This is a genomic window from Nocardiopsis valliformis DSM 45023 (assembly GCF_000340985.1).
Lineage (GTDB): Bacteria > Actinomycetota > Actinomycetes > Streptosporangiales > Streptosporangiaceae > Nocardiopsis > Nocardiopsis exhalans.
This window is the reverse complement of the sequence record NZ_ANAZ01000013.1, coordinates 138028-160049: the sequence shown is the minus strand read 5'-3', so window position 1 is coordinate 160049 and position 22022 is coordinate 138028. Positions and strand designations below refer to the sequence as shown.

Genomic DNA, 22022 nt, shown 5'->3' with positions numbered 1-22022 from the left:
CCGCACTGTCGCGCTGAACCAGCTGATCAGCGCCCTTAACATCCACCAAGGAAGACCACCGCACCATCGGGAGATACGACGTGCGCCTGCGCTTGCGCCCGCGTGATGACAGCTACTACGAGATGTTCACCGATTCGGCGAACAACCTGGTCATCGGGGCCCGCCTGCTGGTGGAGCTGATGAGTGACGGGGCCGACAGGGAAGCCATCACCGAGAAGATGCGTGCCTGCGAGCACGCCGGTGACGACGCCACCCACGCGATCATGCGCCGACTCAACAAGAGCTCGGCTCCCCCGCTGCACCGCGAGGACATCTACCGCCTCGCCTCCAACCTCGACGACGTCATGGACTCCATGGAGGCCGCTGTCGACCTCATCAACCTGTACGGGCTGGAGCGGCTGCCCAAGGGCATCATCGACCAGATCGAGGTACTCGAAAGAGCCGCCGAGCTGACCGCCGAGGCCATGCCGCGGCTGCGGTCCATGAAGGACCTCACCCGCTACTGGATCGAGATCAACCAGCTGGAGAACCAGGCCGACCGCATCTACCGCAAGCTGCTCGCGAAGCTGTTCAGCGGCGAGTACGAAGCGCTGACCGTGCTCAAGCTCAAGGACGTCATCGAGGAGCTGGAGGCCGCCGCCGACGCCTTCGAGCACGTCGCCAACACGGTGGAGACCATCGTCGTCAAAAACAGCTGAGAGCTCCGCTCACTCTCCCCGCTCGTACGTCTCGAGGGCGATGGCCAGGGCCAGCCGCATGCTCGGCTGGTCCAGGCCGAGCGGGGTCACCTCGGCCATCCTGCGCATCCGGTGCCGGACGGTGTTCGGGTGCACCCCCAGCTCAGCCGCGGCCGCGTTCGGGTCGCCCTGGGCCCGGAGCCAGGCGCGCAGGGTCGACGTGTAGCGGGTGCCGTGCTCGGCGTCGTGCCGGGCGAGGACGGCGACCGGGCCGTCGGCGGGACGGCGGCCGGAGGCTGAGGCCATCCGCAGGCGGTGGATGAGCACGTCGTCCCAGGACTCGTCGTAGGCCACCGCGGCCGCCTCCGGGCGGGCGGCGTGCAGGGTGAGGCTTTCGTCGGCCTCCCGGCGACTGGCCGAGAGCCCGGCCAGGTCCGCGGGCGCGCCGATCCCCGCGTTGACCACCACGTGCCCGGGCAGCGTCCGCGTGGTCTGGGCCACCCACTCCCGGGCGGGGGACGGGTCGGTGCCGCAGGGCAGGACCGTGTAGACGGTACTGCCGAACACCGTGCTCCGCCCCGGGCGTGACCAGCCGAAACCGGTGGTGGCCCGCTCGAAGGCCATGAGCGTGGCCGAGTGGCGTTCGTCGGGGGTGTGCGCCTGGAGGGCGATCACCCGGTGCGGGGTCGCGGCCAGGCCCAGGCGCCCGGCGGCCCCGGTGGGGTCCATCGCCCCTTCCAGCAGTCGGCTCACCAGGTCGGATTCCACCTGGCGCTCCAGGTCCGCGCTGACCCGTGTGCGCAGCAGGTGCAGGGCGACCGTGCGGGCGCCCTCGGCCAGCAGCGCCGAGCGTTCGGCGTCCAGCGGCCCGTCGCAGACCGCCCAGAGCGAGCCCAGGAACTCCCGGCCGACCCGTACCGCCACCGCCGTGCGCCCGCCCATGCCGAGCTCTGGCTCCGGTGGCAGGAACACCGGTTCGGCGGAGGCGGCCAGGTGCGCGATGACCCCGGTGGCCTCCAGTCGGTGCTGGAGCGCCTCGGGGACCCCGCGCCCCAGGATGGTGTCCCAGCGGGCCCGGTCGGCCTCGGTCTGGCGGCCTGAGTAGGCCAGCACGCGAAGCCGCGGATCCTCGATGGTCACCGGACCGCCGACCCGGGCGGCGATGGTGTCCGCCAGTGCGGGCAGGTCCGCCGGACCCCGCCCCGCCTCGGTCTCGCCGCCCTCCAGCACCAGCCCGTAGACCACCCCGGCGACCTGGCCCCAGGACACTGACGGGTCCACCGCCAGCAGCGAGATACCCGCCCGCCGCACACGCGCCGCGGCCTCCCCGTGCGGGTCCACCCCGCCCTCCCGCGCGGTCCGCACCACCACGGCCAGGGATCGGGAGCGCTCGGCCAGTTCCACCGCCGTCAACGGGTCCTGCACGCCCACGGCGAGGAGGACGTCCGCCTCCTCCGGCCCGGGGCCGGCGGGATCGTGCACGGCCACCCCGCGCAACACCGTGTCCGGGGCGGGCCGGGGACCCACCAGCCGGGTTCCGTACGTGCCCAGGATGGTGACCAACCGGCCCAGCAACACCATCGAGACCACACCCCTCAGCTGCGTGGTCGGCCCGTTCGCGTTGTCGGGCCAGCCTGTTCGCATTGTCAGTACCGGGCAACAGCGTATGCCGAGATTGTTCGCTCAGGACAAAGGGCGGCGCACGCTTCCGGGAGAGACTCTGGTCGGGTGCGGCCCCGCACCCGTCGTCGAGCACGCATAGGAGAACTCGCCATGTCCGGGAAGGGCGCGGGCGCACCGCGTACCGTCATCGTCGTGGGGGCCGGGATCGTCGGCCTCTCGACCGCCTGGTTTCTCCAGAAGTACGGGGTCGGCGTCACCGTGGTCGAACGCGACACGGTGGCCTCGGGCTCGTCCTGGGGCAACGCGGGCTGGATCTCACCCGGTCTGGCCATCCCGCTGAACGAGCCAGGGGTGCTCGGCAACGGCATCCGGGCGATGCTCGACCCGTTGGCCCCGCTGTCCGTACCGCCGACCACGGACACCGGGCTCCTGTACTTCCTGGCGTCGTTCGCCCTGAACAGCCGCCAGTCCGCCTGGGAGCGGGCGCTGCGCGGCAACGTCCCGCTCAGCTCGGCCTGCCTGGATGCCTTCCAGGAGCTCACCGAGGGCGGTGTGTCCGCCAAGGTCGAGTCCTCCCCGATCACGGCGCTCTTCACCGCCGAGAAGCACGCGGCCCGGCTGCTCATGGAGCTGGACACCGCCCGTGAGGCGGGGCTGCCGCTGACCTACTCCGCGCTGGAGGGCGACGCGGCCAGGGCCGAAGTTCCGCTCGCCTCGCAGGCGGTCCGGGCGGGGGTACGGATCGACGGCCAGAGCCACGTCAACCCCGGCCTGTTCACGCACGCCCTCGCGGACGCCGTGCGCGAGCGCGGCGGGAGCGTGGTGGAGAAGTTCCGGGTGACCGGAGTGGAGGCCCGCGACGGCGGGTTCCGGCTGCGCTCATCCCACGGCGAGACGGAGTCCGCGGACGCGGTCGTGGTCGCCACGGGGGCCTGGCTCGGCCACCAGGCCCGCCCCTGGGGCGTCAACGTCCCGCTGCGGGCCGGCCGCGGCTACAGCTTCATGGTTCCCACCGAACGCCCAGTGCCGGGGCCGGTCTACCTGCCCGAGGTGCGGGTGGCCTGTACACCGCACGGCGAGGGGATGAGGGTCGCCGGAACCATGGAGTTCCGCGACATCGACGCGCCCCCGCGCGGTGAGCGGATCCGGGCGATCACCGACTCGGCCTCGCCCTACCTGGACGGCGTGGACCTGAACCGGCGCACCGACGAGTGGGTGGGCTCCAGACCCGTCACCTCGGACGGCCTGCCCCTGGTCGGTCCCACCCGGATCCCGGGACTGTACGTGGCGGGCGGGCACGGCATGTGGGGCCTGACCCACGGCCCGATCACCGGCCGCTTGCTCGCCCGGGCGGTCGCCACCGGCTCCCTGCCCCCGGCCCTGCGCCCCATGGACCCCACCCGCTGACGCCCGTCCCCACAGGTACCGTCCGCGCCCCGCCGAACCCCGGCGGGGCGCACTTTCGTACAAGGAGAGAGCATGCCCAACCGCACCTGGCTGACCCCGGGGACCCACCAGCGACTCACCACCGAACTGGCCGTCCTCACCGGCACCGCCGACGCCGAGACCAGGGAGGCGCACGCCTTCCCCGTCATCGAGGACAAGGACGCCCGCGAGGCCCGGGTCAACCGCATCCAGGAGATCCTCAAGGACGCGGTCATCGGCGAGGCCCCGCCGGACGACGGCGTCGCCGAGCCCGGCATGATCGTCACGGTCCGCTACGGCGCCGACCCCGATCCCGAGACCTTCCTGCTGGGCGTGCGCGACCGCGCGGACGCCGACGAGATCCCGGTCTGCTCGCCCGAGTCCCCGCTGGGGCAGGCGCTGATCGGGGCGGTCCAGGGGGAGGAGCGCACCTACAAGGCGCCGAGCGGCCGGATGCTGACGGTCAGCCTGGTGCGCGCCGTCCCCTACGGCTCGGAGGCCGCGGAAGTCCCCTGACCAAGCCTGAACCCGGGGGCGGGGCCGCGCGCATCGGGGGCGGTCCCGCCGGGTTCGGGGGCCCGTGTGTTCGGGCTGTGCGGGTCAGGGCGCCTGCCCCTCGAAGACGAGGACCGGGTAGAGGCGCTCGCCCTGCTCGTCCACGAACTCCAGAGTCCACTGGAGGGCGGGATCGCCGTCCTCGTCGGCCCAGCAGTCCGCGTCCCAGGAGCCCTCCTCATCGGGAGCCAGGGTCATCGGCGGGTTGAGCGCCTCGCCCAGCAACGGGGCGGAGGACAGTGTCAGGGGCGTGCCGACGGAGCACTCGGTGAAGATCGAACCGGTGTGGACCTCCGCGTCACTGCCGTTGGAGAGTTCGACGGTCCACGCGTAGTAGTCGTCGCCCTCGTCGTCCTCCTCGGGCTCATCTTCGGCGAGCTCTTCGTCGGCGGCCTCTTCGTCCACCGGGTCGTCCACGGGCTCGTCCTCGACCGGGTCGTCCTCGGCGGGGTCGTCACCCTCGTCCTCCACCATGGGCTCGTCCTCTTCGGGAGCGGGCTCGTCGTCCTCCGGCTCCTCGACGGGCTCCTCCTCCAGGGCCTCGTCCTCCCAGGGGTCCTCACCGTCGATGTCCTCGTCCCAGTCCTCGGGCTCCTCGTCGTCCCATTCGTCCTCGAGGTCGTCCTCGAGGTCGTCGGCGGGGTCGACGTCCTCTTCGGCGTCCTCCTCGGCTCCGTCCTCGGCGTCGGTGGTGGACTCGTCGAGCAGGGGCGGATCGGTGCGGCGGTCCACGGGACCCATGGTCACGGTGAAGCCGTCCTCGAACCGGTGGCTCTCGCCCAACCCCAACAACACGGGCTCGTCCGTAGGCTCACCCCCGTCAGCACTATCCGTGCCGTCCTGCCCGTCAGCGCCGTCCTCTCCCTCCGCACCGTCTTCCCCGTCAGCGCCGTCCGCCGCCGGTGCGGCCGGGTCGTCCTCCTGAACCGGACCCTCCGTGTCGCCGTCCGTCCCCGAACCGCCGTCGCCGCCGGAACCTCCGTCACCCCCGGAGCCCCCACCACCTCCGGACCCGCCGGAATCTCCACCGCTGCCGGAACCTCCTCCGTCACCACCGGAACCGCTGCCGCCTCCGCCTCCGCCGCCGGAGCCACCACCGCCTCCAGAACCTCCACCGCCCCCGGAACCTCCTCCTGAACCGGAGTCGTCACCGGAGGACCCCGGGTCCTCGGTGGTCTGTTGTCCGTCGCCGCTCGGCGAGATGAACGTCGGCCCACAGGCGCACCCGGGAACGACAAGCAGGATCGCGGCCGCTGAGGCCGCCGTGGTACTACGCACGATCTTCCCCCTCCACTAAGAGGGACGTTAGGTGACAAAACACCACATTTGGGTCAAATGGCCGGAGCTGGACGAACCTGGCCCGGGAAGCAACCGCAACAGGTCCTAGGGTGGCGGTACCGACCAGAGGAGGAACCTCCCGTGGCCCAAGAGATCACCCTCGAGCTCGCCAACCTCGTCCTGGACGCCCAACCTTTCAGCAAGCTGGTTCAGGCCAGGGTCACCGTCTTCGAGCCCCGCAGAGCCGTCCTGGAGGTCGACGTGCGCGACGACCTCCTCCAACAGAACGGATTCCTGCACGGCGGGGTGCTCTCCTACGCGGCGGACAACGCGCTCACCTTCGCGGGCGGCAGCGTCCTGGGCGCCTCAGTGCTCACCAGCGGCTTTTCCATCGAGTACCTGCGCCCCGGCAAGGGCGTCCTACTCAACGCCCGCGCCCACGTCCTGGAGGCCACCCGCCGCCGGGCCGTCTGTCGCTGCGACCTCGTCATGATCGACTCCGAGGGCGCCGAAAAACTCGTGGCCGCGGCCCAGGGCACCATCACCCTCGTCGAGTAACCGGGCCCTCGCGCTTCACAGACCGCTGACGGCCCTCGGCGGCTCGGTTTCGCGGGACAGAAGTTCCAGGACGTACTCGAAGAACCCCTCAGCGTCGATCTCCTCGACCACGCGGGCGTTGGGCTCCAACCCGTGGACGCCCCAGGACATCGCGGAGTAGCCGCGGGTCAGCTCCCCGGCGGTCTCCACGTCCACGTGGTAGGGCGAGGCCGCACGCACCAGCTCGGGGTGGAGCAGTACCGCGGCGGTGAGCGAGTCGGGGTGGGTGGTGCCGTCGATGCCGACGCTGCGGTCGAACTCCAGCGTCGGGCCGCAGATCCTCGTGAAGAACCGGGCCAGCGGGGTGTCCAGCGCGGCGATCCGGTCCAGCTTCTCCTGGCCGAACACAGCCTGCCGCAGCGTGAGCGGGTCCCAGGGCACCACGGTGATGTCGAACCCGGCGGCGAACACCGCCTTGGCCGCCTCGGGGTCGACGTAGAAGTTGAACTCCGCCGCGGCCGTGATGTTGCCGCGCCCGTTGTTCGAGCCGCCCATGACGTACAGCGACTTCACGTTGCCCGCGAAAGCGGGGTCCTTGACCACGGCGGCCGCGATGTTGGTGAGCGGACCGATGGCCACGATCGACAGCTCGCCGGGGCTCTGGGCGGCCATCCGCACCAGGGCGTCCACCGCGTGCTCACCGCCCGGATCCAGACCGTCCTGGTCCATCCGGAGCCCGCCGGAGCCGTCCCCGTGCACGTTCTCGGCGCTCACCCACTCGCGGACGAGCGGCCGGCGGCAGCCGAGGTACACGGGCACGTCGGAGCGCCCGCCCGCGACGTTCAGCGTCATGAAGGCGTTGCGGACCTGCTGGTCGAACCCCACGTTCCCGGCGACCATCGTGATCGCCCGCAGGTCGGCCGCGGGATCCAGGAGCCCCACCAACAGCGCCACGCAGTCGTCCTGCGCGGTGTCGGTGTCGATCACCAGGGGAGTGGTCATCGGTGAGTCCTTTCACGGGGCGGGCCAAGAGCCCGGATCCCGGGCACCGTGTGTCTACCAGCCCTGGTCCCGGCTGTCTAACCTGCGCTGCACGCAGGGGCGAGGCCGAGTAGACCGCAGGCCTTCTGACGAACGGTTCGCTCAGGCCGCGTTCGGGGACTCCAGCCGCACGTTCAGCACCAGCCCCAACGCATCGGCCAGTCGTTCCAGCGTCGTCAGCGTCGGCTGCGTCCCACCGTGCTCGAACCTGGCGATGCTGGACTGCGGCATGCCGCACCGGCGCCCCAGCTCCGCCTGCGACCAGCCCAGCTCCTCCCGACGCAGCCTGACCGCCTCCCCCAACTCGAACCGCAGCCGCGTCTGCTCGTAGGCCTCCTGGGCCTCAGGTCGGCTGAAGCGCTCCGAGGCTCTGAGTCCGGCAATCGTTACACGGTCTGAGGTGCTCATGGTCCCTCCTCGTCAGCAGTGTGGCCCGCTTCCACACACGTTTCCATTGCACGCTTTGCCCGCCGTACCTCGGCGGATTCGCGGCGACTGGTCTTGTAGAACACGGTCAACATGATGATGCGCCGCGCACCGGTGATGAAGGAGGAGATACGCACCTGTCGACCACCGCAGTAGAACCGTAGCTTCCGGAGCTTGCCGTCTAGTTGGCTCGTGTACGGGAAACCGAGGTTCACACCCCGGGACTCAAGGAGATCCAGGTGGAAAAGCGCCTGGGCCCACTCTTCTTCGGAGAGTCCTGCCAGCCATTCGTCTACTTCCGTCTCTAGCTCGACTTTACCCCAGGGGATAGCATCGATGCTATAAGTCGAGGTGTGGCCATGTGAGCTGTTTCAGGAAACCGGAGCAAGTGTCACTACTGCCCGGTATCGGTTGACGCCCAGACCGTCGGGCGGACTCTGAGCCGGCTCATGCCCTCCAACGCAGAAGGGGGCCCTCGACGGGAGGGACCCCCTCGGGGAAGCCTGGAACTGCGACGGAGGTTCGGGTTACCCGAAGCGTCCGGTGATGTAGTTCTCCGTCTCCTTCTTCTCCGGGCGGGTGAAGATCTGGTTGGTATCGCCCATCTCGATCAGCTTGCCGGGCTTGCCCGGGGCCGAGAGGTTGAAGAAGGCGGTCCGGTCGGAGACGCGGGCGGCCTGCTGCATGTTGTGGGTGACGATCACGATCGTGTAGTCCTCCTTCAGCTTGTGAATGAGGTCCTCGATCGCCAGGGTCGAGATGGGGTCCAGCGCGGAGCAGGGCTCGTCCATCAGCAGGACGGACGGCTTGACCGCCGTGGCGCGGGCGATGCACAGGCGCTGCTGCTGGCCGCCGGACAGGCCCGAGCCGGGCTTGTTCAGGCGGTCCTTGACCTCTTCCCAGAGGTTGGCGCCCCGCAGCGACTCCTCGACCAGCTCGTCCGCCTCGGACTTGCTCATCCGCTTGTTGTTGAGCCTGGCCCCGGCGATCACGTTGTCGTAGATGGACATCGTGGGGAACGGGTTGGCCTTCTGGAAGACCATGCCGATCTCGCTGCGGACCATCACCGGGTCGACCTCGCGGCCGTAGATGTCGAGGTCGTCGAGGAGGACCTTGCCCTCGGCGCGGGCGCCGGGGGTGACCTCGTGCATCCGGTTGAGGGTGCGCAGGAAGGTCGACTTGCCGCAGCCGGAGGAGCCGATGAACGCCGTCACCGAGCGGGGTTCGATGGTCATGGACACGTCCTCGACCGCGAGGAAGTCGCTGTAGTAGACGTGCAGTCCGGAGACGTCGATTCGTTTCGCCACAGGGTGTTCCTCGTGTTAGCGGGACTTGGGTGCGAAGAGGCGGCCGATCACGCGGGCCAGGATGAACAGCAACATGACCGTCAGGACCAGTGTCAGCGCGGCTGCCCAGGCCCTCTCGTAGTTGACGGTCCCACCCATGCGGAACTGCGAGTAGATGAACACCGGCAGGCTCATCATCTGACCGTCGAACAGGTTCCAGTTGATGGACACGGCCGACGATCCCGCGGTCAGGACCAGCGGCGCCGTCTCTCCGATAACGCGCGCGATGGCGAGCATGATTCCGGTGGTCAGCCCGGCGGCGGAGGTGGGAAGCACCACCTTGGTGATCGTGCGCCACTTGGGCACGCCCAGGGCGTAGGAGGCCTCGCGCAGATCGCGGGGGACCAAGCGCAGCATCTCCTCGCTGGAGCGGACCACGACCGGGATCATCAGTACGGCCAGGGAGATCGCGCCCGCCGCGCCGTTGGTGTTGCCCGGGCCGAACAGCATCATCCACAGCGCCACCACGAACAGACCGGCGACGATGGAGGGGATGCCCGTCATGACGTCCACGAAGAACGTGATGACCTTCTTCAGCCGCCCCTGGGCGTACTCGACCAGGTAGACGGCGGTGAGCACGCCGATCGGCACCGAGATGAGCGTGGCCATGCCGGTGATCGCCAGGGTGCCGACGATCGCGTGGTAGACGCCGCCCGCGTCCATGCTCGGCAGGACGCCGTTCATCGACACGGTGAGGAAGTACCAGTCGAAGCGGTCGATGCCGTAGCCGGCCACCGTGTACAGCAGCGACACCAGCGGGGCCATCGCCAGCAGGAACGCCGAGTAGACCAGCGCGGTGACCAGACGGTCCGTGGCTTTGCGGCGGCCCTCGATCCGCACCGAGGCGGTCACAACGATCACCGTGTAGGCGACGCCGGTCAGCAGGGCCCACAGGACCACACCGAAGGAGGAGAAGGCGGCCAGCACACCCGCGACCACCATGCCGCTGGCGACCAGCAGGACCAGCGGGAAGCGGTTGGGCAGGGCGCCGGAGGTCAGGTTGTTCTCGGCCGAACCCGTCTCGGGGCCGGGGACGGGAGGCTGCGTGGTCGTCATGCTCATGCGGACTCCTTGTTGCCCCGTGCCACGACGTAGCGGGCGCCCATGTTGACGGCAAGGGTGATCGCGAACAGCACCAGACCGGCGGCGATCAGCGCGGAGACGCCGTAGCCGGTGGCCTCGGGGTACTGGAGCGCGATGTGCGCGGCGATGGTCTGGTTACCGCTCTGCAGCAGGTTGAAGGAGATCGCCAGGGAGGGGGAGAGGATCATGGCGACCGCCATGGTCTCGCCCAGCGCGCGGCCCATGCCGAGCATGGCGCCGCCGACGATCCCGGACTTGCCGAAGGGCAGGACGGCGAGCCGGATCATCTCCCAGCGGGTGGCGCCCATGGCGAGTGCGGCCTCGCGGTGGCCCTGCGGGACCTGGTGGAACACGTCGCGGGACATCGCGGTGATGATCGGCAGGATCATGACGGCCAGGACGATCCCCGCGGTGAGCAGGGTCCGGGCGGAGGTGGAGGCGGGGCCCGAGAAGAGCGGGATCCAGCCGAGGTAGTCCGTCATGCCCTCGTAGACCGGGACCAGCTGCGGGGCCAGGACCATCATGCCCCAGAGGCCGTAGACCACGCTGGGGATGGCGGCGAGCAGGTCGACCAGGTAGCCGAGCGTCGTGGCGAGCCGTCGGGGCGCGTAGTAGACGATGAACAGCGCGATACCGATCGCCACCGGGGTGGCGAGCAGGAGCGCGATCCCCGCGGCCAGGACCGTTCCGAAGGCCAGTGCGGCCACACCGAACGACGGGTTCTCCCGCACGTTGGCGTTCCACGACTGGGTGGTCAGGAAGTTCGCGTCGTTGGCCAGCAGTGATGGCCAGGCCTGAACCAGAAGGAACGCCGCCACGCCGGCGAGGATGATCAGGATCAGGATGCCCGAGCCTCGGGCGAGCCCGGCGAAAACGACATCGCCGATCCGGCGCTTGCCCGCGGGCGGTGGTGCCGCCTTGGGCGCGTCCGTGGTCGTCATGGATTCTCCGGTTCGGAAAAAGGTTGCGGGGCTGGTCGATCGGTCCGCGTCCGGCACTGGACGGCGGTGGACCGCACGATGGATGACCGCCGTGTCACGGTCAACGCGCGGACAACAGCCAAACCGCGCCGAATGCGAAGGTAGGCGCAGGAGGTGACCAGTTGTCCCAGAGAAGGTGAACGGGAGATGAACGTGATGTCGCACCACCGTGGCGCAAAGGGGTTCGGACGGTGAATGTGACAAGCCGCACGTCAGAGAAGCCTCAGGCCAGCGCCCGAAGGGTCCCCTCGGCGACGGTGACGGTTCGCCGGGAGCGGAGCGCGGCGGCTTGTCGCGGGGGTCAGCCCCGACCGTCGCCCGGAGCGAACATCACGTCCGTGTCCCACATAGAGAAGCCGAGGGACTCGTAGAGGCGAACCGCTGCCTCGTTGTCGCCGTCCACGTACAGGTGGACCCAGGGCAGCCCGGCGTCACGCAGGTGGACCAGCCCGGCCAAAGTCAGGGCGCGGCCCAGCCCAGTGCCCTGCCAGGCGGGGTCCACACCCACCACGTAGACCTCGCCCACGGGCTCGTCGTCGCTGAGCCCCGCGCCGTCGGCGTGTGTCTTGGTCCAGTGGTAGGCGGCGATCGAACCGCTGTTGGTGGCCGCCACGAAGAAGCCCCGCGGGTCGAACCAGTCCTCGACCTCCCGTTGGAGCAGGTCGTCCAGGGTCAGTCCGCCCTGCTCGGGATGGTCGGCGAAGGCGCGCGTGTTCGCCTCCAGCCACGCCTGCTCGTCCTGGCCCACCACGAACGGGCGGATGCGGACCTTCTCGGCGACATCGGGCCGCAGCGCGGGTTCGGGCAGCCCGGGCGCGGTCCACGGGCCGCCGGGTACCTCGGGGCCCAGGTCCCGCAGGGGCATCCGCATCTTGTGGAGCTCGCGGGCGGGGACCCACCCGTCGGCCGTCGCCAGCGAGACCGCTCCGGGCGTGCACCCGTGCGCCCAGACCCGCACCCCGTCGGGCCCGGCGTCGTCGCGGACCGAACGCAGCAGCGCGGAGCCGTGCCCGCCGCGCCGATGCGCGGGGTCTACCACGACCTCACCCGAGTCGGGCTCGCCCTCGACCCGTTCCACGAAAGCGAAGCCCACGACCCGGCCGCCTTCGGAGACCACGTGGAAGCGGCTGCTGCCGGAGGGCGCTCCGTGCCGGATCCGCAGCAGTGTGTGCTCGGACAGGGCGGCGACTCCGTCGGCGGCGCGCGCGGCCTCGGCCATCGCGAGGACGGGCTCGGCCAGTTCCGGTGCGAGGTTGTCGGTGACTAGCGGGGTGCTCATGAGTCTGGATCCTAGATCCTGTCGGTCGAATCACGGGATCCGACGCCCGCATGGGCTTGCATGGTGACCAACGACCCAGGTCAGCGGGGTACGCGGTAGCGCGACGGGCCGTGGAACGGCTTCGGGGCCCAGAGGTCGCTCCGGGCCCCGAAAGCGCGTGGATCGCGTGGAGTGCGGTGAAGTGGTGCGGTGACCGGTCAGCTCTTGCGGCGCCTGCCCTGGTAGCCGCTGCCGAGCCGTACCCGGCGGGTGGGGGCCATCGGAGTGGCCAGCAGCAGGGCCAGCAGGAACGCGGCGAGCAGGACGGCCGGGGCGATCGAGGGCCCCATGTCCGAGTGGTCGGCGGCGATCTCGGTCTCGTTGTCGGCGTTCTCGTCCGAGGTCGGTGTGACCAGCGGGAGCTCGGCCAGGTCCTCGGCGGCTCCCGGGGAGAGGTCAGGCAGGTCCGCCTCGTTGCGGGGAAGCGTGGGGATGTCGGCGCCGCTGGTGGGCACGCTGCTCACGCTCGAACGCGGTGTCCGGTCGGGGGTACTGGATCCGGGGGTGCCGGATCCGGGGGTGCTGGACGGGGGCCGGTTGTTGTTGCCACCGGACCCGCCACCCGTGTTCCCCGTGTTCCCCGGTGTGGACGGGGACGTGGGGGACGGCCTGTTCGACTCGGGGGGCGCAGAGCCGTCCGTCTCGGTGGGGTCCGGCGACCTGGTGTGGTCCGGCGTCCTCGTGGGGTCCCCAGTCGGCGACGGTGAGGGTTCCCGGGTCGGTTCTTCGGTCGGCTCCTCCGTGGGCTCCTCGGTCGGAGTGGGGGAGGGCGAGGGCTCCGGGGCGGTGGCCGTCACGGTCCAGGTGTGCGACCGGACTTCCTTCACCTGGTCCTCGGCGATGCCCTCACACTGTCCCTCGACGGCCGCCGCGTATAGGAGGGTCGCTGTCACCACGGTGGTTTCCTGGATGGGGGCGCCCGAGACGGTGCTGGTGGCAAGTTGACCCGAGGAGAGCCTGGTCGCGGTGAGGCCGCCGGCCGGGAACTCGGAAGCGTCGGTCTGCAGACCGAGCAGGCAGATTTCGAGGCCCCCGGTGTTGGTCACCGTGAGCGTGTTCGACACCTTCTCGCCCAGCCCGACATCGTTTGCCGGGTTCTCGAAGGCAATGACGGCGGAAGGGCCTGGCTCGGCGTGTGCCGGAGACATCACGGCGATCAGTGTGCAACCGACGAAGGCCGCGCCGACGACACTGCTCAGGCGGGGTCTGTACGGGGCGTGGGTAGCGGGGGTCGTCGCAGCGGGGGCTGGCATCGGTGCGGTCTCACTCCTCCGGGGGCGCGCCATGGCGGCTCTGGCCGCACCCGGCCGCGGGGCTCCGCCACGCCTGCGATGCCCCGGCTGTTGGGTGCCCCACCGATCTTAGGGCGTGTGCCCTCTGAGTACGAGTGCGCACGCCGTGCTTTCGGGACCGACCTTGCGAAGATGGCCCAAAAGAGCTCAAGGGGTCACAAAAGGACTCCGGGGCGCCTTCGCGTGAAAGCGGGCGCCCCGGGGTGGTCGTGGCCGGTGAGGTCTCGGGTCCTACTTGGCCCCGGCCTCCGCGGACCGGGCGGCGGGAAGCTGCTCGGCCGCCTCGGCGGGGGCGTTCGGCGCGGCCGCCTTGGTCACGGGGTCCGGCACGAAGCGGTAACCCACGTTGCGGACCGTGCCGATGAGGGACTCGTACTCCGAGCCCAGCTTGGCGCGCAGGCGGCGGACGTGGACGTCGATGGTCCGGGTGCCGCCGAAGTAGTCGTAACCCCAGACCTCCTGGAGCAGCTGCGCCCGGGTGAAGACCCGGCCGGGGTGCTGCGCCAGGAACTTGAGCAGTTCGAACTCCTTGAAGGTGAGGTCGAGGATGCGCCCGCGCAGGCGGGCGATGTAGGTGGCCTCGTCGATCACGAGGTCGCCGCGGCGGATCTCGTCCGGGTCGTCGGACCCGGCGTCGGCGGAACCGACGGCCAGTCGGAGTCGGGCCTCGACCTCGGCGGGCCCGGCGGTGGCCAGGATGAAGTCGTCGACCTGCCAGTCCGGGGTCAGCGCCGCGACGCCGCCCTCGGTCAGGATGACCAGCAGTGGGCAGTCCAGCCCGGTGGTCTCCAGCAGGCGGCAGAAGTTACGGGCCGCCGCCAGGTCCGTGCGCGCGTCGACCAGAATGGCGTCGACCGGGGCTCCGGAGTTCCCGCCGGCCCCTGAGGCCAACAGTGCTCCGGCCTCCGCGGGCGCCACCCGTACCGAGTGCAGGAGGAGTCCGAGCGCGGGAAGAACGTGGTCGGACGGTTCGTTCGAGTTGGTGAGTAGCAGCAGATGGCTCATGCGTCTCTTCTCGTCGGCCCGCTTGTGACGGGCGATCGAAGGCGCCATTGCCCCCGGTGAAGATTTGTTTAATACGTCGCCTCCGAGCAACACCAAGGATAATCAACAGATGGCGAAGTGCACTATCCGGTACTGGGCATCCGCGAAAGAGGCAGCTGGAACGGCCGAGGAGACGGTTGAAGCCGACTCCCTCGCGGCAGCCCTCGAAGCGGCGTGTCACCTGCACCCCGATGACCGTTTCCGGCGCGTACTGGGGGCTTCCTCGCTCCTGGTGGACGAGAACCCGGTCGGTCGGCGGGCGCACGGTGAGGTCGCGGTCACGGACGGGACTGTGATTGAGGTCCTACCGCCCTTCGCGGGTGGGTGAGGGGTCGGACAACATGGCGGAATCGGAGCGAAATATGCCGGAAACCTCGGAGTGGCCGGGGAAGGCGCGGGTGGTCATGCTCGGCAAGTCCGGGTGTCATCTGTGCGAGGACGCGTGGTCGGTCATCGAGCGGGTGACGGACGAGCTCGGAGTGGGCCGCGCCGAGCAGGATCTGGCACAGGTGTCGGAGGCGGACCACGAGGAGTATTGGGACAAGATTCCGGTGACCTTCGTGGACGGCCGCCGCCATGACTTCTGGCGGGTGTCCGAGGAGCGGCTGCGTTCCGCGCTGTCCTGACGGCCCCTTCCCTGGCGGGCCCGCTCTCCTTCTTCTTCCCTGGTCCCTTCTCCCTTCTCCCCTTCTCGCGCGCTCGCGCGCGAAACGGCGCCGCGTGTCCACGGCAGTGTGTCTGCCAATGGCACCGGCGCCTTTTTGGCGTCCGGTTGTCCTGAGGTTGCGGTCCGCTGGTCTGCCCGGAAATGGGGTTGATGTGATCTTCCGTTTCGGATCCCGCCGCCAGGGCCCAAATTGTGTGAACCCGGGTCGCCCGCATCACACCGGGCCCCACTTTGTGCGTGCTTTCACAAGCACGTAATCTGGGGTTCCCACAATCAGCAGGGCGGGGGAGGTGCGCGGTCGCGGCGGTTGGCGCCGGATTCGCGCGCTCCGCACACCGCCCGAACCGACCGCCCCCAGGAGCGCCACCCTGTGACAAGTCGCCCGCCCAGGCCCCGGGAGAGGGGAATCCCGGAGGCCACCGTCGCCCGACTTCCGGTCTACCTCCGCGCTCTGCAGGCCCTTCAGGACCGAGGCACCGCCACAGTCTCCTCCGAAGGGCTGGCCGGCGCCGCCGGTGTGAACTCGGCGAAGCTCCGCAAGGACCTGTCCCACCTGGGGTCCTACGGGACGAGAGGGGTGGGTTACGAGGTCGAGTACCTCATCTACCAGATCTCACGTGAGCTTGGTCTCACCCAGGACTGGTCAGTGGCTATCGTCGGCATCGGCAACCTGGGGCGCGCTCTGGCCAACTACGGGGGCTTCGGGACCCGAGGCTTCCGGATCGCGGCCCTGCTCGACGCCGACCCCGAGGTGGTCGGCCGGACCGTAGCGTCGCTGGACGTGAGGCATATTGACAGCCTGGAGGAGGTTGTGCGTTCCAGAGGCGTTTCCATCGGTGTGATAGCCACGCCGGCCGGATCCGCCCAGGGGGTCGCCAGCCGCTTCGTGGAGGCAGGGGTGACCAGCATCCTCAACTTCGCCCCCGTCGTGCTGAATGTGCCGGACGGGGTCGATGTGCGTAAGGTCGACTTGTCCATCGAACTCCAGATCCTCGCCTTCCACGCGCAGCGCAGGGCCGACGGCGACGGTCAGGCGAACCGGGCGGGACTGGAAGTGACATAAGACGAATCGGGTCCTGGGGCAGGGGTCCCAAGACCCGTGTGGCGGTGGCGAAGAGCGAGCGTTCGCCGCGGTTCGGGGGTTGACGAGGGGGGTCCTCGGCCGTACCCGAACATGGAGAGACCTAGTGCCTGCATAGGAGTGCGGATGAGTGTCCTGGCCGTGGGGTTGAGCCATCGGAGTTCGCCGGTGGCGCTACTCGAACGTGTCGCGTTGAACGGACAGACGCGCGCCAAGGCGGTCGGTGAGATGGTCGGCTCCGACGCCGTCAACGAGGTCATGGTGGTTTCCACCTGCAACCGCACCGAGATCTACGCCGACGTGGTGGGGTATCACGGCGGGGTCGCCGCCATCACCGAGCTCCTCGCCTGGCACACGGGCGTGACCCTCGGCGAGCTCTCCGACCACCTCTACGTGCACTACGAGGACAGCGCCGTCCAGCACCTGTTCTCTGTCACCTGCGGCCTGGACTCCATGGTGGTCGGCGAGGGCCAGATCCTCGGCCAGGTGCGCAACTCCCTCAAGGAGGGCCAGGAGACCGGTTCGGTCGGCCGGGTCCTCAACGACCTCGGCCAGCGCGCCCTGCGCGTGGGCAAGCGCGCCCACACCGAGACCCACCTGGACCACGCCGGGGCCGACATGGTGAGCTTCGGCCTCACCGTCGCCGCCCGCGACCTTGCCGAACCCGTCGTCCGCCACCACCCCCAAACGCTGACTTCCGCGCAGTTCCCTTCTCCTGCTCCGAACCCCGCCCTTCCCGCTGCGGACGTCACCCCGCCCGCCGGATGCCCCATGTCCGCCCAAGGCGCCCCAGCTGAGCCGAGCGCCGCTGAGCGGACCGCACTGGAACAACTGGCGCCCCGCACCCTCAGCGCCGAGCTCCCCTCCGGCCCGCTCGCCGGCACCCGCGTGCTGGTCCTCGGGGCCGGTTCCATGAGCGCGCTGTCCGCCAACACCGTCGCCCGTCAGGGCGCCGGAACGGTGATCGTCGCCAACCGCACCCAGGAACGTGCCGCCCGCCTCGCCGAGTGCCTCAACGAGGCCTATGACACCGTGCGCGCCCGCTCCGTCCCCTTCGCCGAGGCGGCCCGGGTCCTCGCCGACGTCGACCTGGTCATCTCCTGCACCGGCGCCCAGGGTCTGGTGCTCACCGCCGCCGACGTGGCCGCCGCCACCGAGGGCCGCGTGCGCCCCCTCGTCTTCCTCGACCTCGCGCTGCCCCGCGACATCGACCCCGGGGTACGCGAGCTGCCCGGGGTCCGCCTGGTGGACATCGAGGACCTGCGCCAGGCCGTCGCCGCCGGGGCCGGCCACGACACCGGCCGCTCCAGCGCCCTGCCCCTCGTGCGCGAGATCGTCGACGAGGAGGTCAACGACTTCCGTGCGATCCGCCGAGCCAACGAGGTCGCTCCCACCGTCGTCGCCCTGCGCGCCCAGGCCCGCGACGTCGTGGAGTCCGAGCTCTCCCGCCTGCACGGCCGCCTCCCCGACGACCTGGACGAGCGCACCCGCGAGGAGATCGGCCGCGCCATGCGCAGGGTCGCCGACAAGCTCCTGCACAGACCGACCGTGCGCGTGAAGGAGCTGGCCGCGGCCCCCGACGGGGAGGCCTACGAGGCCGCCCTGCGCCAGCTGTTCGATCTCGACCTCCAGACCCAGCAGACCCCGAAGGCCCCCGGGCCGGTGGCCGACCCCGTCCGTCCGACCACGGCCGCGCGGACCGCACAGGAGAAGGCATGACCGCTGAAGGCACCTCGGCTGAGGGCACGACCGCCGCACCCGCCAAGCTCGGCACTCGCCGCAGCACCATGGCCACCACCCAGTCCCAGGGCGTGGCCGACACCATCACCGAGCGCACCGGTCAGGCCATCGAGCTGGAGCTGATCACCAGCTTCGGCGACGTCACCAAGGCCCACCTGACCCAGCTCGGCGGTACCGGGGTGTTCGTCAACGCCCTGCGCGACGAACTGGTCGCGGGCACCATCGACTTCGCCGTGCACTCGCTCAAGGACCTGCCGACCGCGCCCGCCGAGGGCCTGGTCCTGGCCGCGATTCCCGAGCGCGACGATCCCCGCGACGCCCTGTGTGCCCGGGACGGCCTCAAATTCGCGGACCTGCCCGCCGGGTCCAAGGTCGGCACCGGCTCCCCGCGCCGCGTCGCCCAGCTGTCCGCCCTGCGCCCCGACCTCGTCTACGTGCCCATCCGCGGCAACGCCGAGACCCGCCTGGGCAAGGTCACCTCCGGCGAACTCGACGCCGTCGTCCTGGCCTACGCCGGACTGGGCCGCGTGGGCCGCCGCGACGACGTCACCGACGTCTTCGAGCCCGAGCAGATGCTGCCCGCTCCCGGCCAGGGCGCCCTGGCCGTGGAGTGCCGCACCGAGCGCGCCGACGCCGACCTCGCCTATCTGTCCTCGGTGGACCACCCGGGCACCCGCGCCGAGGTCGTCGCCGAGCGCACCGTCCTGTCCGAACTCGAAGCCGGGTGCGCCGCCCCGGTCGGCGCCTACGCCGAGTACACCGAGGGCCGCCTGCGCCTGCGCGCCGCCGTGGTCGCCACCAACGGCGCCACCGCAGTGCGCCGGGAGCGGACCGTCGACCTCGCCTCGCCCGAGGACCTCGACACCGCCGTCGGGCTCGGCCGCGACCTGGCCCGGCAGATGATCGCCGAGGGCGCCGACCGCATCGTCGCCGAGGCCTTCGCCGAAAGGGACACTCCCTAGACGCCCACAGAACCACCCGGGTAGCGCCTGGCGCCGCACGGGGGAACACCAGCGCGGGTCGCCCCCGCACCGTCACCGCCCCGGAGTCCGCGCCCCGGGGCGCAGGCGACCCACACACGAGGAGCCAGTACGTGAACGCCAACGCCAGCCCCCAGCCGGAGGAACCGCGTCACCGCGCACGCGTTCCCGGTCATGTCGCCCTGGTCGGTTCCGGACCGGGCGGTGCCGACCTGCTGACCCTGCGCGGCGCCGAGCTGCTGCGCCGCGCCGACGTGGTCATCACCCTTCGTGAGCCCGCCGCCGACGAGCTCTCCGTCTTCCGCGACGAACTCCTCGCGCACTGCTCCGAAGACGTCTCGGTGGTCGAGGCCGCCGAGTGCGGCGGTGACATCAACACCCTCGCCGTCACCCGCGCCCGCGAGGGCCAGCGGGTCGTGCGCCTGTACTCGGGCGACCCCTTCTTCGGCTGCCGCGGCGCCGAGCTGGTCGCCGCCTGCAAGGAGGCCGGGGTCGAGGTCGAAGTCGCGCCCGGCGTCTCCTCGATCACCTCCGTGCCGACGTTTGGCGGTATCTCTCTGCTCGCCGACGGCCAGCCCGAGCTGCGCGTCCTGCACGCCCGCCCGCACGGCGGCAAGGAGGTCGACTGGCAGGAGGCCGCCGCCAGTGACGCCCCCCTGGTCATCCTGGGCGCGGACGCCCCCGCAGGAGAGGCTCCCGAACACCAGGGGCCCGGGTTCGACGTGGTGTGCAAGACCCTCATCGCCGGCGGCCGCTCCGCCACCACGCCCGTCGCGGTCGTGCGCGCCGGCGGGACCACCCGGCAGACCACCGTCACCTCGACACTGGCCCGCCTGGTCGCCGAGCTCAAGTCCACCGACGCCAAGAACCACCACGTCACCGCCCCCGCGCTGATGATCGTCGGCGCCCCGGTGGCCCGCCAGCCCGAGCTCTCCTGGTACGAGACCCGGCCGCTGTTCGGCTGGCGCGTCCTGGTGCCCCGCACCAAGGAGCAGGCCGCGGCCCTGTCCGACCAGCTGCGCGGCTACGGTGCGGTGCCCGAGGAGGTGCCCACCATCTCGGTGGAGCCGCCGCGCACCCCGCAGCAGATGGAGCGCGCCGTCCGCGGCCTGGTGACCGGCCGCTACCAGTGGATCGCCTTCACCTCCGTGAACGCCGTGAAGGCCATCCGCGAGCGCCTGGAGTCCTACGGCCTGGACGCCCGCGCCTTCGCCGGGGTCAAGGTCGCGGTGGTCGGCGAGGCCACCGCGCAGGCGGTGCGGGAGTTCGGTATCCAGCCGGACCTGGAGCCGCCGGAGGACGCCCAGTCCAGCAAGGGCCTGGTGGAGGTCTGGCCGCCCTACGACGCCGAGATCGATCCCATCGAGCGGGTCCTGCTGCCGCGCGCGGACATCGCCACCGAGACGCTGGCCGCCGGTCTCACCGACCTCGGTTGGGAGATCGACGACGTCACGGCCTACCGCACCGTGCGCGCCGCGCCCCCGCCCCAGCCGGTCCGCGAGGCGATCAAGGGCGGCGGATTCGACGCCGTGCTCTTCACGTCCTCGTCCACGGTGCGCAACCTGGTGGGGATCGCGGGCAAGCCGCATAACACCACTGCCATCGCTGTGATCGGCCCGGAGACCGAGAAGACCGCGATCGAGTTCGGGCTGCGCGTGGACGTCGTGGCACCGAAAGCCTCGGTTTCCGCCCTCGCGGAGGCACTTTCGGAGTACGGTGCGGCCAAGCGCAGGGAGGCGATCGAGGCGGGCAAGCCCGTCCTGAAGCCGAGCCAGAAGCGCCGCGGACGCCGCCGCAAGCTCTGACACGAGCTTCGACTCCACCACCACGACTCAGCCGCACCATCCGGGAGCATCCCATGACCGCCGCCAGCTTCGACGCCGAGTTCCCCGTCGCCCGGCCCCGCCGTCTGCGCCGAGGCCCGGCGCTGCGTCGCCTGGTCGCGGAGACCCGGGTGCTCCCGGAGAACCTCATCCTGCCGATGTTCGTCAAGGAGGGGCTCACCTCTCCGGTGCCGATCTCCTCGATGCCGGGCCAGGTGCAGCACACCCGGGACAGCCTGCGCAAGGCCGCCCGTGAGGCGGTCGAGGCGGGGGTCGGCGGGCTGATGCTGTTCGGCATCCCCGAGCACAAGGACAGTGTGGGTTCGCAGGCCGACGACCCGGACGGCGTCGTCCAGGTGGCGCTGCGCGACCTGGCCGCCGAGGTCGGCGACGACATCGTGGTGATGGCCGACCTGTGCCTGTGCGAGTACACCGACCACGGCCACTGCGGGCCGCTGGAGGAGGACGGGCACGTCAACAACGACCTCACCCTGGAGCGGTACGCGTCCATCGCCGCCGCCCAGGCCGAGGCCGGTGCCGCGGTGGTCGCGCCCAGCGGAATGATGGACGGCCAGGTCGGGGCGATCCGCGCCGGGCTGGACCGCGCCGGTTTCCCGCACGTGCCGATCCTGGCCTACGCGGCCAAGTACGCCTCCGTGTTCTACGGTCCCTTCCGGGAGGCCGCCGAGGGCGCGCCCCAGTTCGGTGACCGCTCCGGCTACCAGCAGGACCCGGCCAACGTCCGCGAGTCCCTGCGCGAGGTGGCCCTGGACGTGGCCGAGGGCGCCGACATGGTCATGGTCAAACCGGGCCTGGCCTACCTCGACGTGGTCGCCAAAGTCGCGCAGTCCTCTCCGGTACCCGTGTCGGCCTATCAGGTCAGCGGTGAATACGCGATGATCGAGGCGGCGGCCGAGAAGGGCTGGCTCGACCGGGAACGGGCGATCCTGGAGACACTGACCTCCTACCGGCGCGCGGGGGCCGAGCAGATCCTCACGTACTGGGCGACCGAGGCAGCCCGCCTGCTCCGGTAGCGCGACCAGGCCTTCGCCCCGGTCGCGGCCGCCGGGCGCCGGGCCATCCACCCGGCCGCGCCCGCACCGACG

General features: G+C 70.7%; 24 protein-coding genes. 13 read left to right on the top strand and 11 right to left on the bottom strand.

Annotated elements, in window-relative coordinates; translation table 11 throughout:
* Nucleotides 1-80 precede the first annotated feature (80 nt).
* Nucleotides 81-698, top strand: coding sequence for a DUF47 domain-containing protein (locus D457_RS0114480; RefSeq protein ID WP_017581387.1), 618 nt, complete (start codon nucleotides 81-83; stop codon nucleotides 696-698).
* 9 nt (nucleotides 699-707) lie between these two features.
* Here the strand turns inward: D457_RS0114480 and D457_RS0114475 are convergent, their stop codons facing one another.
* Nucleotides 708-2258 carry a PucR family transcriptional regulator gene (locus D457_RS0114475; protein WP_026116654.1) on the bottom strand — a complete coding sequence of 517 codons (1551 nt, stop codon included), beginning with the start codon at nucleotides 2256-2258 and terminating at the stop codon, nucleotides 708-710.
* 192 nt (nucleotides 2259-2450) lie between these two features.
* On the opposite strand from D457_RS0114475, the gene D457_RS0114470 reads away from it, so the two are divergent.
* Nucleotides 2451-3707 (top strand): NAD(P)/FAD-dependent oxidoreductase, encoded by a 1257-nt coding sequence (locus tag D457_RS0114470; protein ID WP_017581385.1) that lies wholly within the window; start codon nucleotides 2451-2453, stop codon nucleotides 3705-3707.
* Nucleotides 3708-3779: 72 nt separating this feature from the next.
* Complete coding sequence (locus tag D457_RS0114465; RefSeq protein WP_017581384.1) at nucleotides 3780-4241, top strand: GreA/GreB family elongation factor; 462 nt, start codon at nucleotides 3780-3782, stop codon at nucleotides 4239-4241.
* Between the two features lie 84 nt (nucleotides 4242-4325).
* Here D457_RS0114465 and D457_RS34110 read toward each other — a convergent pair whose 3' ends face one another.
* The gene (locus tag D457_RS34110) at nucleotides 4326-5027 is read right to left on the bottom strand and encodes a hypothetical protein (RefSeq protein WP_017581383.1); all 702 of its coding nucleotides are present in this window, start codon (nucleotides 5025-5027) and stop codon (nucleotides 4326-4328) included.
* A 21-nt stretch (nucleotides 5028-5048) separates the two neighbouring features.
* On the opposite strand from D457_RS34110, the gene D457_RS36435 reads away from it, so the two are divergent.
* Complete coding sequence (locus D457_RS36435) at nucleotides 5049-5417, top strand: hypothetical protein (RefSeq protein ID WP_017581382.1); 369 nt, start codon at nucleotides 5049-5051, stop codon at nucleotides 5415-5417.
* Nucleotides 5418-5699: 282 nt separating this feature from the next.
* Complete coding sequence (locus tag D457_RS0114445) at nucleotides 5700-6116, top strand: PaaI family thioesterase (protein ID WP_017581381.1); 417 nt, start codon at nucleotides 5700-5702, stop codon at nucleotides 6114-6116.
* A 15-nt stretch (nucleotides 6117-6131) separates the two neighbouring features.
* Here the strand turns inward: D457_RS0114445 and D457_RS0114440 are convergent, their stop codons facing one another.
* From D457_RS0114440 to D457_RS34775, 8 genes are all read right to left on the bottom strand, one after another.
* Nucleotides 6132-7097, bottom strand: coding sequence for a nucleoside hydrolase (locus D457_RS0114440; protein WP_017581380.1), 966 nt, complete (start codon nucleotides 7095-7097; stop codon nucleotides 6132-6134).
* A gap of 141 nt (nucleotides 7098-7238) precedes the next feature.
* Entirely contained in the window at nucleotides 7239-7544 is a 306-nt protein-coding gene (locus D457_RS0114435) for a helix-turn-helix domain-containing protein (protein ID WP_017581379.1), read from the bottom strand.
* Nucleotides 7541-7846 (bottom strand): type II toxin-antitoxin system RelE/ParE family toxin, encoded by a 306-nt coding sequence (locus D457_RS34780; RefSeq protein ID WP_275041008.1) that lies wholly within the window; start codon nucleotides 7844-7846, stop codon nucleotides 7541-7543. The genes D457_RS0114435 and D457_RS34780 overlap by 4 nt, the downstream gene beginning before the upstream one ends.
* 243 nt (nucleotides 7847-8089) lie before the next feature.
* Nucleotides 8090-8869 carry a phosphate ABC transporter ATP-binding protein PstB gene (gene pstB, locus D457_RS0114430; protein ID WP_017581378.1) on the bottom strand — a complete coding sequence of 260 codons (780 nt, stop codon included), beginning with the start codon at nucleotides 8867-8869 and terminating at the stop codon, nucleotides 8090-8092.
* A gap of 15 nt (nucleotides 8870-8884) precedes the next feature.
* Complete coding sequence (gene pstA, locus D457_RS0114425; RefSeq protein WP_017581377.1) at nucleotides 8885-9970, bottom strand: phosphate ABC transporter permease PstA; 1086 nt, start codon at nucleotides 9968-9970, stop codon at nucleotides 8885-8887.
* The gene (gene pstC / locus D457_RS0114420) at nucleotides 9967-10932 is read right to left on the bottom strand and encodes a phosphate ABC transporter permease subunit PstC (protein ID WP_017581376.1); all 966 of its coding nucleotides are present in this window, start codon (nucleotides 10930-10932) and stop codon (nucleotides 9967-9969) included. Before pstC ends, pstA begins: the two co-directional genes overlap by 4 nt.
* Nucleotides 10933-11272: 340 nt before the next feature.
* Complete coding sequence (mshD, locus tag D457_RS0114415) at nucleotides 11273-12250, bottom strand: mycothiol synthase (protein WP_017581375.1); 978 nt, start codon at nucleotides 12248-12250, stop codon at nucleotides 11273-11275.
* A gap of 197 nt (nucleotides 12251-12447) precedes the next feature.
* Entirely contained in the window at nucleotides 12448-12744 is a 297-nt protein-coding gene (locus tag D457_RS34775) for a hypothetical protein (RefSeq protein ID WP_083926761.1), read from the bottom strand.
* Between D457_RS34775 and D457_RS34770 the strand changes: the two genes are divergently transcribed.
* Nucleotides 12722-13234: a hypothetical protein gene (locus D457_RS34770; protein ID WP_152514240.1), complete on the top strand. Its 513-nt coding sequence runs from the start codon at nucleotides 12722-12724 to the stop codon at nucleotides 13232-13234. The genes D457_RS34775 and D457_RS34770 overlap by 23 nt on opposite strands.
* A gap of 578 nt (nucleotides 13235-13812) precedes the next feature.
* Here the strand turns inward: D457_RS34770 and D457_RS0114405 are convergent.
* Nucleotides 13813-14586, bottom strand: coding sequence for a winged helix-turn-helix transcriptional regulator (locus D457_RS0114405; RefSeq protein WP_017581374.1), 774 nt, complete (start codon nucleotides 14584-14586; stop codon nucleotides 13813-13815).
* 109 nt (nucleotides 14587-14695) lie between these two features.
* On the opposite strand from D457_RS0114405, the gene D457_RS0114400 reads away from it, so the two are divergent.
* The 7 genes from D457_RS0114400 (at nucleotide 14696) to hemB (ending at nucleotide 21950) form a co-directional block, all read left to right on the top strand.
* Nucleotides 14696-14953: a MoaD/ThiS family protein gene (locus tag D457_RS0114400; protein WP_017581373.1), complete on the top strand. Its 258-nt coding sequence runs from the start codon at nucleotides 14696-14698 to the stop codon at nucleotides 14951-14953.
* A gap of 34 nt (nucleotides 14954-14987) precedes the next feature.
* Nucleotides 14988-15251 carry a glutaredoxin family protein gene (locus D457_RS0114395; RefSeq protein ID WP_017581372.1) on the top strand — a complete coding sequence of 88 codons (264 nt, stop codon included), beginning with the start codon at nucleotides 14988-14990 and terminating at the stop codon, nucleotides 15249-15251.
* A 411-nt stretch (nucleotides 15252-15662) separates the two neighbouring features.
* Nucleotides 15663-16355, top strand: coding sequence for a redox-sensing transcriptional repressor Rex (locus tag D457_RS0114390; protein ID WP_017581371.1), 693 nt, complete (start codon nucleotides 15663-15665; stop codon nucleotides 16353-16355).
* Nucleotides 16356-16499: 144 nt separating this feature from the next.
* Nucleotides 16500-18092: a glutamyl-tRNA reductase gene (locus D457_RS0114385; RefSeq protein WP_039831284.1), complete on the top strand. Its 1593-nt coding sequence runs from the start codon at nucleotides 16500-16502 to the stop codon at nucleotides 18090-18092.
* Nucleotides 18089-19075, top strand: coding sequence for a hydroxymethylbilane synthase (gene hemC / locus D457_RS0114380; RefSeq protein WP_017581369.1), 987 nt, complete (start codon nucleotides 18089-18091; stop codon nucleotides 19073-19075). Before D457_RS0114385 ends, hemC begins: the two co-directional genes overlap by 4 nt.
* A 131-nt stretch (nucleotides 19076-19206) precedes the next feature.
* Nucleotides 19207-20898: a bifunctional uroporphyrinogen-III C-methyltransferase/uroporphyrinogen-III synthase gene (locus tag D457_RS0114375; RefSeq protein ID WP_017581368.1), complete on the top strand. Its 1692-nt coding sequence runs from the start codon at nucleotides 19207-19209 to the stop codon at nucleotides 20896-20898.
* Between the two features lie 53 nt (nucleotides 20899-20951).
* Nucleotides 20952-21950: a porphobilinogen synthase gene (gene hemB / locus D457_RS0114370; protein WP_017581367.1), complete on the top strand. Its 999-nt coding sequence runs from the start codon at nucleotides 20952-20954 to the stop codon at nucleotides 21948-21950.
* Nucleotides 21951-22022: the final 72 nt, after the last annotated feature.